The following is an 11,356-nucleotide window of genomic DNA, read 5'->3' on the forward strand; positions in this document are numbered from 1 at the left end:
CGCCCCCAAACGCACCGAAATCGCTTGCTAGGACTGGGCGAACTGCTGCTTTTCGTTGTACAGCCTGGCCCATTCGGCACGCGGCCGGATCGAGGTGTCGACGTCGGTGGCCTGCGCACGCAACGCACCCACGGTGGCCTGATCGCGCGGGGTCAGCGCGAACGGATCCCAGCCGAAGAAGCGCGCCGAGTTCTGCCAGGTGATCTTGTTGATGTCGGAATCGTCGGCGCCGGCCGCATTCAACTCGGCGAGCACCTGCTCGGGGGCATCCGGCCAGAAGCAGTCCGAGTGCGGGTAGTCGCACTCCCAGGCGATGATGTCGATGCCGATCTCGTGGCGCAGCTTCAGCGACGTCTTGTCGGTCACGTAGCAGGCCAATGAATGCTCGCGGAACACATCCGAGGGCAGCTTGTCGCCGAAGTCGCGGCGCAGCCACTTCTGGTTGGTGTAGTGCCGATCCGAGCGGTCCAGGTAGAACGGGATCCAGCCGATGCCGCCCTCGGAGAACGCGAACTTCAGGTCCGGGTAGTTGCGCATGGCCGGACCCCACAGCAGGTCCTGGGCGCACATCGCCGAGACCTGGGTGGCCAGGATGATCAGGTTGTCGATCGGGGCGTCCTTGGCCATCGAGATGGCGCCGAAGCCGGTGCCGATGTGCAGGCACATCACCACGTTCTCCTCGGACAGGGTACGGAACACCGGACCCCAGTAGTCCTCGTCGAAGTAGCTGGGCAGACCCTCGAGGTGCGGCAGCTCGGGCATGGTCACCGCGCGGCAGCCCTTGGCGGCCACCCGGCGGATCTCGTTGCACATGCCCTCGGGGCTCCAGGTCGGCAGGATCGCGATCGGGATGAAGCGCCCGGGCGCCGAGCCGGCCCACTCGTCGATGTGCCAGTCGTTGTAGGCCGACACCATCACCAGCGTGACGTCCTCGCGGGTCATGTTGAGGTGGCGCGCGGAGAACCCGGTGAAGGTCGGGAAGCACATCGAGGCCAGGATGCCGTTGCGGTTCATGTCCCGGACCCGCTCGTGCACGTCGTACACACCCGGACGCATCTCAGCGAACCCGGCCGGGTCACGGCCCCACTCCTCGGCCGGCCAGCTCACCACGGCGTTCAGACCGGACACGCCCTGCGGCCGGCCCTGGTACATCCACTGGTCCACGCCCCTGTCGTCGGTGACGACGATCGGAGCCTCGGACTTGTACTTCTCCGGCACGTGCCGCAGGAACATGTCGGGCGGCTCGACGACGTGGTCATCGATGCTTATCAGGATCAGGTCGTCGACGTTCATCGGTCTCCTTCAGTGCATGGGGGCTGCACGGTACTGGCTGCGTGGGTGAACTGGCTCACCGCTACCTACCACTTGTACCCTCGATAACCGTGACCGTCTCTGCGCTATCGGACAAAGGTTTATCCGAAACGGCCAAGCCGCGCACAATCGACCTCCGTCGCGGCGGCCGCGCGCTGGGCGGCAGCTACCTGTACCACGGCGACGAACTGCTCACCGGCTGGCATTCACACGACGTGCACCAGATCGAGTACGCCATCGGCGGCGTCGTCGAGGTGGAGACCCCGGCCGGCAACTACCTGCTGCCGCCGCAGCAGGCCGCCTGGCTGCCGGTCGGGCTGGCCCATCAGGCCACGATGAACGCCCAGGTCAAGACCATTGCGGTGATGTTCGACCAGTCGCTGATCGCCGATCCGGGCGACCGCGCCCGGATCCTGGCGGTGTCCCCGCTGATCCGCGAGATGATGCTCTACGCACTGCGCTGGCCGATCGACCGCGAACCGGGATCGGCCGAGGACGAGCAGGTGGCCGAGCGGTTCTTCCGCACGCTGGCCGATCTGGTGGTCGAGGCCCTGGACCACGAGGCGCCGCTGAGCCTGCCGACCGCCGAGCATCCGATCGTCGCGGCCGCGATGGCGTTCACCAAGGAACACCTGCAGTCGGTGACCGTCGAAGACGTCGCGCGCGCGGTCGCGGTGTCCGAACGCACGCTGCGCCGGCTGTTCTCCGACACGCTCGGGATCTCCTGGCGCACCTATCTGCTGCACGCCCGGATGCTGCGGGCGATGGCGTTGCTGGCCGCACCCGACGAAACCGTGCTGGAGGTGTCGGCGGCGGTGGGTTTCGAATCGCTGAGTTCGTTCACCCGGGCGTTCGCGCAATTCTGCGGCGAGACCCCGTCGGAGTACCGGCGCCGGGTCAAACGCGCCGAGGTATAGGTCCGCGGCCCACCGCCACCACCCGGTCGGGGCCTCGGCCGACTGTGCCGTGCGGCGTTCTGGGCACCTGCGGTGACGTGCGACACTTGACGCCATGGCTACCAATCCACTCGCCGCGCCGAAGCTGGCCCGACCCAAGTTGGAAGGCAGCGTCGCCGTCGGTGACGATCGCCGGCTGGGCTTCGCCGAGTTCGGCGATCCGCAGGGCCGTCCGGTGTTCTGGCTGCACGGCACCCCGGGTGCGCGCCGGCAGATCCCGCCGGAGGCCCGGGTCTACGCCGCCGAGAACGGCATCCGACTGATCGGACTGGACCGGCCCGGAATCGGATCGTCGACCCCGCACCGCTACGGCCAGGTCGCCGACTTCGCCTATGACCTCGAGGCGGTCGCCGACACCCTGGGCATCGGCAAGATGTCCGTGGTCGGGCTGTCCGGCGGCGGCCCCTACACATTGGCCTCGGCCGCGGTGCTGGGCGACCGGGTGCTCGGGGTCGGTGTCCTCGGTGGCGTCGCTCCGCTGGTCGGCCCGGACGGCATCAGCGGCGGCGCGATGACCCTGGGCCGCTACGTGGCGCCGGTGCTCGAAGTGGTCGGCGCACCCGTCGGCGTGGTGGCCACCAACCTGGTGAAGGTGATCCGCCCGGTCGCGCTGCCGGTGCTGGAGATCTACGCGCGGCTGTCCCCGGAGAGCGACCGGGCCATGCTGGCCCGCCCGGAGTTCAAGGCGATGTTCCTCGACGACTTGCTCAACGGCGGCAAGAAGCAGTTGACCGCGCCGTTCTCCGACATCGTGGTGTTCGCCCGCGACTGGGGTTTCCGGCTCGATGAAGTGAAGGTTCCGGTGCGCTGGTGGCACGGCGATGTGGACCACATCATCCCGTATGCGCACGGTCTGCACGTAGTGTCCAAACTGCCCGACGCGCAGCTGACCACCTTGCCCGGCGAGAGCCATCTGGGCGGGCTGGGCTATGCCCGCGAAATCCTGGGCACCATGACCGAGATGTGGGACCACGAGGAGAAGAAGTAACCCGATGAAGGCAAGTGAGCATCCCAACCACACCGCCGAGGTGCCGATGATCGTGCCGCCGTGGCTGGAGGACCTGCAGGTCAAGTACGCCAATCGGGTGGTCGGTCCGCTGGCCCGGCGGTTGCCCGGTTTCGGGATCGTCAAGCACCGCGGCCGCAAGTCGGGGCGAGCCTACGAAACCATCATTACGCCGTACCGCAAGGGCAATGTCTTGGCGGCCACCTTGATCCACGGCAAGACCAACTGGGTGAAGAACGTGTTGGCGGCCGGCGAGGCCGACGTGAAGCTGTTCGGCAGCGAGGTGCACATCGTCAACCCGCGGATCATCCCGGTGGGTTCCGATGACCCGTCGTTGCCGCGGATCACCCGGGCGGCACTCAAGAGGGTCGGGGTGTTCGCCGCCGACATCGCCTGATCGCGGGTTGTGGTCGCGGTTTCAGTCTGAGAGCAGCAGCCGACGCAGCAGGTGCAGCGCCACGGCGGTGGACCGTTCCCGGATGTCGGCCCGATTCCCGGGCAGCAGCACGGTCCGGGTCAGCGCCGCACCGTCGGCCCGCAGCACACTGAAACACACTGTGCCGACCGGCTTTTCCGCACTACCGCCACCAGGTCCAGCGATCCCGGTGGTGGCGATCGCGGTGTCGACCCCGAATCGGCGCAGCGCGCCGGCAGCCATCGCCTCGGCGACCGGTTCAGAGACCGCGCCGTGCTCGGCGATCAACTCGGCGGGCACCCCGAGCAACTCGGTCTTGGCCGCATTGGAGTACACCACCGCACCGCCCATCACGTACTCCGAGGAGCCGGGCAGGTCGGTGAGCCGGGCCGATACCAGTCCGGCCGTGCAGGATTCGGCGGTGGCGATACTGCGGCCGGCCAGCAGGGCGGCGATCTGCTGGTCGATGGTCGAACCGTCGGTGGAGAACAGCACGTCACCGTGCCGATCGGCGAGCAGCGATTCGAGTTGGGCGTAGCCGGCCGCGGCCTGCGGTTCGTACCGGGTGACGATCTCGAGTTCGCCGCGGCGCAGGCAGGTGGTGATCTCCAATTGCTCGAAACCCGGGATTGCGATGGCGGCCTGCCGCAGCGTGTCGGCCAGCGCCGACTCGGGCAGCCCGAACATCCGCAGCGTGCGCTGATGGTATTCGGTGCGGTTGCGGATCGCGGTCGCCACCTCCGGGGTGGCCACCGCGGCGGCCCACATCGGCTGCAGCTCACGCGGCGGGCCGGGCAGCACCACGACGGTGGGATGCGCGCCGGTGACCACGACGCCCGGGGCGGTGCCGACCGGTTCCAGGATGGTGGCCCCGGCCGGGATCATCGCCTGTTTGCGGTTGGCCGCCCGCACCGATTCGAAGTCGGCGTCCGGGTAGCGGATCATCATCCGCTTCAGGATCGCGGCGATCCGGGCTTCCAGATCGGCATCGAGGACCAGTGGCCGGGAACAGAAGTCGGCGACCATCGCGACGGTGAGGTCATCGGCGGTGGGGCCCAGCCCCCCGCTGGTCAAGATCAGGTCGACGCCGTCGTCGGCCAGGAAACGCAGCGCCGCGGTGATGTCGGCGGGACGATCGCCGCAGATTGCGATGTGCGCCAGTTCGACGCCGAGTGCCAGCAGCTGCTCGGCCAGCCAGGGTCCGTTGGCGTCGGCCACCCGGCCGGTGAGCACCTCGGTGCCGGTGACGACGATTCCTGCGCGCGCGCTCACCGAGGGTTACGGCGTCGCGCCCGGGGCGCGGACCACCATCGGCACCGCCGGGAAGTACGCGGCCATCTCGGTGCGGGAACGGCGCAACGCGGCCGTACCGTAGCCCTTCTTGCGGTGTTCGGGGTGGATCCAGATTCGGACGTTCACCTCGCCGCCGGCGAGTTCGCCGAACACCATGCCGACCTTGACCGGGCCGTCGACGGCGACGAACCAGGCGGCGTCCTCGGTGTAGAGCCGCGACTCGGCAGCAGCGATCTCCTGGTCCAATTCGGCGGCCGGGGCGCCGGATCCGTCGCCTGCGGTGTGGGTGTCCTCGGTGCGGGCCGCGAAGATGTCGCGGTCGTCGTCGGGGGTGAACGGCCGCAGGGTCAGGCCGTCACCGGTGGCGGCCGGGCGTTCAGCCTGGGTGAAGCTCAGCTGGCTGTTCAGGTCTTCCAGTTCGGCCGCGATCCCGCGCCGGGCTGCCTTGGTGAGCTGGTCGAAGGACAGTCCGATCACCGCTTCGGCGCCGCGCTGCGAGGTACCCAGTAGTTCCGCGACGGCCTGCACCGCCGCACCGGTGTCGTCGGCGTCGACGATGGCGTCGAGCACCTCGTGTCGACGGTCAAGCGCGGTGAGCAAGGCATCGGTGATTTCGCGGCGCGCGGCGGCGATGTCGGGATCGGCCATGCCGCCAAGCCTAGATCAGCGGCCGGGGTTGGAGTCGATCGTTTCCGTTGTCCGGTCCTCGGCGCGCCGCCCGACTGACGCAACGCTCAGCGGCTGCCGGTACCGGCGGTTTCGACCGCGGCCAGCACCGGATCGGTGTTGACTCCCGATACCCGCACCCAGCGCGCCGCCGGTGCGCCGGCCGGCAGCGTCACCTGCACCTGCAGACTCTCCCCCGGAAAGACCGTGACGTAGTTGTCGCTGTAGCGGACCGGCAGGATCTCGTCGCCGTCGCGGTCGGCCAGTGCCTCGATGCGCTCGAAGAACGCCACCTTGCTGCTCGGATTGGTCAGCGTGACGGTGAGGTGTTCGCCGTTGCCGGCGGCGCCGAGTTCGACCGGCGCGGCGGCCATGGTGTTCAGCGGCCTCAGGTCGGCCCAGCTGGCCTGCTTGAGCGAGAACGCGGTGTCGTTACCGGGAGCACCGAGGTCGTCGCGGCGCTGCGAGTGCCAGTAGACGTTCTCGGTGATGACCTGGTCGTCGGCGTCCAGCAGCTGCGCGCGCACGAAGAACACCCGGGCCTGCGCCGGCATCCGGGGCAGCCGCAGCGCCGCCGCGGTGCCCCCGGCGGTGACGTCCAGCGGCTGCGAACTGCGGTCGTGCAGCAGTTCGCCGTCCAGGTCGTAGACCCGCACCCGGGCCCGCAAACCGGTTGCGTCGCGCGGACTTTGGTTCACCACGGTGATGTGCGCGACGTCGTGGTCGCCGGTGGCGTAGGAGTCGAACACCACCGACAGCGGCTGCAACCCTTTCTTGGCGCCGAAGTACGCCCCGCCGGGTCGCAGGTAGTAGTCGAACAGGTGCCCGAAGAATGACGGCCAGTGGTTGTTGAGCATCCAGTAGATGGTCATCTTGTGGCTGTCCCAGCCACCGGCCGCGAACGCCTCGAACTGCGCGCGGGTGGACTCGTAGTGCGCCAGTTGCGCCTTGTCGGCGAATTCCTTTGCACTGTCCGAAGATCCGTACCGGCGCAGCACAGCGGTGCGGATGCTGTCGAGTTGGACGTTGTTGTCGTCGGATCCGGCGTGGGCGTACCAGGTGTCGTTGATCGGCCACAGTTCGTCGGGTGGGATGAACTTCACCAGGCTGGCGTAGGGCGGGATGTGTTCGTTGTCGCCCTGTTCGGCCGACGCGCCGCGCGCGGCCGCGTACCGGCCGGCGAACCAGTAGCTCGGCGGTCGCCAACTGTACGGGCCGGCCATCTGGATGCCGTCCCAGACGATCTGGCCGTCGGCGTCCCGGTTCACCGAGGACACGGTGTCCACAGTGGCGTTCTGCCAATGCAATTCGGCCAGGATGTCGTGATACCAGCCGCGCACCTCCGGTGGCGGGCGGCCGTCACTGGCGTTGGCCCAGACGAACGCCGCGGCGTGCGGACCGAACTCGGTGAGCTGACTGCGCATGCTGTCCTGGGCGACCCGGCGATCCTCGGCGTCCCACTGCCACCATTTCTCCCACTGGTTGCAGCACATCCAGCCGTACATCAGCGGGATGCCCAGTTCGTCGGCGCGCTGCAGCAGGTGGGTGCCGGGGAACTTGCCCTCCAGGCGCAGCAGGTTCAGTCCGAGGTCGCGCACGTAGGACAGGATCGCGTTCTCCCGGTCCTCGTCGTAGCGGTAGAGCAGGTCCGGGGTGTAGCTGGCACCGCGCACCGCGAAGTCGCGACCGTTGACCTGCAGGTAGAAGTTGCCGCCCGCGCCGAGTTCGGGGAAGGCGGTGTCCTGGTCGCGGTGCTGGGTGACGGTCCGCACGCCGAAGTGTTGCCGGCGGGTTTCGATGACCCGGCCGTACTGGCGGAATTCCAGGTGCAGGTCGTAGAGCGCGGGCTCGCCCATGGTGTAGGGCCACCACAGGTCGGGCTCCGACAAGGTCAACTCGGCGAACTGGTCGGCACCCAGCGTCACGTCGGTGCGCGCACCGGGTGCCACCGTCACCGGTTGGTCGACCGACACCGCAGGCTTGCCGGGTCGCGAGATGGTGGCCCGCAGCGCGCCGCGGATCGGCCGGTCGGTGCCGTTGGCCACGTCGGCGTGGATGGTCAGGCGCGCCGAATCCGTTTCCGGCAGCGGCAATTCGGTGACCACCGTGGCCGCACCCAGGTCCACGCCGCTGTCGGCGTGCAGCACCACGGGCTTCCAGATGCCGGCGTTGCGGTCCGGCACGAACGAGGTACCCACGGCCGGCCGCGGCGCGTCGTCGGCACCGGCTTGCTGGTGCCCGAGGTCGCGGTAGTTGATCCAGTCCCACCAGCTGTCGGCAAGCTCGACGCCGTCGACGTCTTGCAGCGCGCGTTCCGGGATGACCTTGATGGCCAGCGTGTTGGGCGCGTTCGGCTCGATGAACCCGGTGAGATCGACGCGGTGCGCGACGTACATGCCGACCAGCTGGTCGGTGTCGGCGACGCGGTGACCGTTGAGCCACAACTCGGCGCGGTAGTTCACGCCGGGCAACTCCAGCCAGTAGCGGCTGTGGCCGGCCGGCACCTCGAAGCTGGTGCGGTACCACCAGTCCTGCCGGTACAGGTCGGCCGGGACCTCGTCGCGCAGGTTGGTGCCGTAATACAGGTCGGGGTAGACCCCGTCGTCCTCCAGGGCCGCCAGCACGGTGGCGGGCATCTCGGCGATCGGGTGCCAGCCCTCGGCGCGGAAGTCCGGTCGTGAGATCGTCGCGCCGTCGGCGTCGAGGCCGCGCGCCGAGGCCAGCGCCCAACCGTCGCGCAGTTCGATGGCCGCCGAAGCCGGCTCGGTACGCACGAAACCCGGCACGTCGGCTACCCCGATCAGCGCGATCAGGGCCAGCAGCGGCAGTAGGACCAACCAGCCGGCCCGGCGGCGCAGCGCAGCGGCGATGGCGGTTCTCCTGTTCACGGGCAGCGACCTGGTTAGGTTATGACCTCGACGTGGGTCGCATCGAACTGGCCGGGCTGAGTTAAACTAGAACACGTTTCAATTCTGCGCCCCTTACCTGCCATGAGCCCCTCAGGAGCGAACTATGCATACTCCCCTGTGCGATCAACTGGGGATCGAATTCCCGATCTTCGCCTTCACCCACTGTCGTGACGTGGTGGTCGCGGTCTCCAAGGCCGGCGGCTTCGGTGTCCTCGGCGCCGTCGGCTTCACCCCCGAGCAGCTCGAGATCGAGCTGAATTGGATCGACGAGCACATCGGCGACCATCCGTACGGCGTGGACATCGTGATCCCGAACAAGTACGAGGGCATGGACGCCACCGACGTGGATCCCGAGGTCCTCAAGAAGACGCTCAATGACCTGGTCCCCCAGGAACACATCGACTTCGCCAAGAAGATCCTGTCCGATCACGGCGTGCCGATCGACCACAGCGACGACGACGCCCTGCAACTGCTGGGCTGGACCGAGGCCACCGCAACGCCGCAGGTCGAGGTGGCGCTGCGGCACCCCAAGGTGACCATGATCGCCAACGCGCTGGGCACCCCGCCGGCGGACATGATCAAGCACATTCACGACGAGGGCCGGGTGGTGGCCGCCCTGTGCGGTTCGGCCCGCCAGGCGCGTAAGCACGCGGACGCCGGCGTGGACATCATCATCGCCCAGGGCGGCGAGGCCGGCGGGCACTGCGGTGATGTCGGTTCGATCGTGCTGTGGCCGGAGGTGGTCAAGGAGGTCGCACCGATTCCGGTGCTGGCGGCCGGCGGTATCGGCAGCGGCCAGCAGATCGCCGCGGCGCTGGCGCTCGGGACGCAGGGCGCCTGGACCGGTTCGCAGTGGCTGATGGTCGAGGAATCCGAGAACACCCCGGTGCAGCAGGCCGCCTACATCAAGGCCACCAGCCGCGACACCGTGCGCAGCCGCTCGTTCACCGGCAAGCCGGCCCGGATGCTGCGCAACGAGTGGACCGAGGCCTGGGAAGCGCCGGAGAACCCGAAGCCGCTGGGAATGCCACTGCAGTACATGGTGTCCGGGATGGCGGTGGCGGCCACCCACAAGTTCCCGGACGAATCGGTCGACGTGGCGTTCAACCCGGTCGGCCAGGTGGTGGGTCAGTTCAGCAAGGTGGAAAAGACTGCGACGGTGATCGAGCGCTGGGTCCAGGAGTACCTGGAGGCGACGACGACGCTGCAGGACCTCAACGAGGCCGCCGGCGTCTAACCGCACCGCGAAACGCGGTGTGCGCAGCACCGCTTTGCGGGCCCGCGATGGTTTCCTTGGGGGAACGCATCCAACGCGTTCCCCCGGGAGGCCCACATGCAGTCCAGTCGTGTCCTGGCGATGGTCATCGGACTCGGCGCGGTGGCAGCCGCCGGCGCCTGGGTGGTCGGTGTGGCGATGCCGACCGACACCGCGACGTCGTCGGTGTCGGTGACCGAAACCGAGGCGCTGACCGCGACGCCACGCTCGGTCGTCGCCACCACCACCACCCCTGCGCCGACGACCACTACCACGACCACATCCACCACCACCACGACGGCGACCGCCGCGACGACGTCGTCGGCGGCTCCGGCCGACGCAGCTGCGCTGGCCACCGACGAGTACGGCTTCGTCGATTCCTCGGCGCGCTGCTCGACCGATGAGGTGGCGGTGGCCGTCGGCCACACCAAGCGCTCGATGGTGGTGGTGTGCGCGGACTCCGACGGCGATCACCAGTACCGCGCGGAACGGATCGAAGACGGGGCCGAGCTGGTCGCCGATGCCGAGGCAGGCGACGACGGCAGCTACCAGGCGGTCAGCGACCAAACCGTCTACACGGTGTCACCGGACGAGCTGCGGGTGACCTCTGGCGACACGGTCATCTATCGCGACACCTGGGTGTCCTACACCGAACGCGATGCCACCGAGGTGCCGGACGGCACGACCACGACGTCAACCACCGCGACGTCAACGACTACGGCGCCGAGCACGACGTCATCGCCGAGCACGACGGCCCCGACGCCGAACGGCTGAACTTAGGGCGCCGGCGCGGGTTCGGGCGTAAGTGCGGGAGCCGCCTCGGGTGCGGGTGCGGGTGCCGCCTCGGGTGCCGGCGTGGGCTCAGGGGCCGGAGCGACCGGAGTGTCGGCCGGTGGTGCTGCGGCCGGATCGACCGGGGCCGCTTCGGGCGCCGGGGCGGCCGGCGGTAGCGGGGACCGGGGTTGCGGGCCGGCGGTCAGCGGCCGCTGGGTCAACAGCAGCAGCGCGCCCTTCCCGCTGATCTCCTGGGTCTGCACGGCATGCCAGAGATCGCGCAGGTAGCCGACGTTCGGCCCTTCCTCGGGCGGAGCGATGGTGGTTCCGGGCGGCAGGTTTTGCGGGCTGGGCAGATGCGGGCGGCCGTCGGCTGCGGCCTCGGTCTCGGCGTTCGCGGTCTCCGGCTTGGCGGTCTCGGGCTGGGTGGTCTCCGGCTTCGCGGCCGGGGCGGCAGCAGCCGGCGCGGCAGCAGCCGGGGCGGGAGCGGAAGCCGCCGGCGCGGTCGCGGAGGTATCCGAGCTGGGCGCAGCGTCCGAGTCGGCCGGGTCGGCCGCGGCCATCGGAGCCAGGGACAAGGTCACCGCGGCGGTCAGGACGCCGAACGCGCCCAAGGCGCTCGAGTGCGTGCGCATACCAGGAAGTCCCCTCGCAAGATCGAATCGTTACAGCTTCGCGGCGCTGGCCGGTTGCAATGAGTATGCCGCGAACCGCGCGGACGCGCTCGCCCACCAAAGCGCATCCGGGTGTGGAACCGGTCACGCAGGCCCG

The 11,356-nt window shown here is 69.0% G+C and carries 10 protein-coding genes; 5 read left to right on the forward strand and 5 right to left on the reverse strand.

Annotated elements, in window-relative coordinates; genetic code table 11:
- Window positions 1-27: 27 nt before the first annotated feature.
- Window positions 28-1,293 carry an amidohydrolase family protein gene (locus AC5Y3P_RS19645; protein WP_500047608.1) on the reverse strand — a complete coding sequence of 422 codons (1,266 nt, stop codon included), beginning with the start codon at window positions 1,291-1,293 and terminating at the stop codon, window positions 28-30.
- 89 nt (window positions 1,294-1,382) lie between these two features.
- On the opposite strand from AC5Y3P_RS19645, the gene AC5Y3P_RS19650 reads away from it, so the two are divergent.
- The 3 genes from AC5Y3P_RS19650 to AC5Y3P_RS19660 all read left to right on the forward strand — a co-directional run bounded on the left by AC5Y3P_RS19650 (window position 1,383) and on the right by AC5Y3P_RS19660 (window position 3,670).
- Window positions 1,383-2,228, forward strand: coding sequence for a helix-turn-helix domain-containing protein (locus AC5Y3P_RS19650; protein WP_500047609.1), 846 nt, complete (start codon window positions 1,383-1,385; stop codon window positions 2,226-2,228).
- Between the two features lie 94 nt (window positions 2,229-2,322).
- Window positions 2,323-3,255 (forward strand): alpha/beta fold hydrolase, encoded by a 933-nt coding sequence (locus tag AC5Y3P_RS19655; protein ID WP_500047610.1) that lies wholly within the window; start codon window positions 2,323-2,325, stop codon window positions 3,253-3,255.
- A 4-nt stretch (window positions 3,256-3,259) separates the two neighbouring features.
- Window positions 3,260-3,670, forward strand: a complete 411-nt coding sequence (locus tag AC5Y3P_RS19660; protein WP_500047611.1) for a nitroreductase family deazaflavin-dependent oxidoreductase — start codon at window positions 3,260-3,262, stop codon at window positions 3,668-3,670.
- Window positions 3,671-3,691: 21 nt separating this feature from the next.
- On the opposite strand, the gene AC5Y3P_RS19665 is transcribed toward AC5Y3P_RS19660, so the two are convergent.
- From AC5Y3P_RS19665 to AC5Y3P_RS19675, 3 genes are all read right to left on the reverse strand, one after another.
- On the reverse strand, window positions 3,692-4,960 hold the full coding sequence (locus AC5Y3P_RS19665; RefSeq protein WP_500047612.1) for a competence/damage-inducible protein A: 1,269 nt from the start codon (window positions 4,958-4,960) through the stop codon (window positions 3,692-3,694).
- A gap of 6 nt (window positions 4,961-4,966) precedes the next feature.
- Window positions 4,967-5,629 carry a GNAT family N-acetyltransferase gene (locus tag AC5Y3P_RS19670; protein ID WP_500047613.1) on the reverse strand — a complete coding sequence of 221 codons (663 nt, stop codon included), beginning with the start codon at window positions 5,627-5,629 and terminating at the stop codon, window positions 4,967-4,969.
- A gap of 86 nt (window positions 5,630-5,715) precedes the next feature.
- Complete coding sequence (locus AC5Y3P_RS19675; RefSeq protein WP_500047614.1) at window positions 5,716-8,535, reverse strand: glycoside hydrolase family 2 protein; 2,820 nt, start codon at window positions 8,533-8,535, stop codon at window positions 5,716-5,718.
- Between the two features lie 124 nt (window positions 8,536-8,659).
- Between AC5Y3P_RS19675 and AC5Y3P_RS19680 the strand changes: the two genes are divergently transcribed.
- Together AC5Y3P_RS19680 and AC5Y3P_RS19685 are read left to right on the forward strand one after the other, a co-directional pair.
- Window positions 8,660-9,793 carry a nitronate monooxygenase gene (locus tag AC5Y3P_RS19680; RefSeq protein WP_500047615.1) on the forward strand — a complete coding sequence of 378 codons (1,134 nt, stop codon included), beginning with the start codon at window positions 8,660-8,662 and terminating at the stop codon, window positions 9,791-9,793.
- Window positions 9,794-9,889: 96 nt separating this feature from the next.
- A complete protein-coding gene (locus AC5Y3P_RS19685; RefSeq protein WP_500047616.1) occupies window positions 9,890-10,585 on the forward strand; it encodes a hypothetical protein in 696 nt (231 codons plus the stop codon).
- Window positions 10,586-10,587: 2 nt separating this feature from the next.
- On the opposite strand, the gene AC5Y3P_RS19690 is transcribed toward AC5Y3P_RS19685, so the two are convergent.
- Window positions 10,588-11,220, reverse strand: a complete 633-nt coding sequence (locus tag AC5Y3P_RS19690; RefSeq protein ID WP_500047617.1) for a hypothetical protein — start codon at window positions 11,218-11,220, stop codon at window positions 10,588-10,590.
- Window positions 11,221-11,356: the final 136 nt, after the last annotated feature.

It is taken from the genome of Mycobacterium sp. NGS45 (assembly GCF_059812645.1).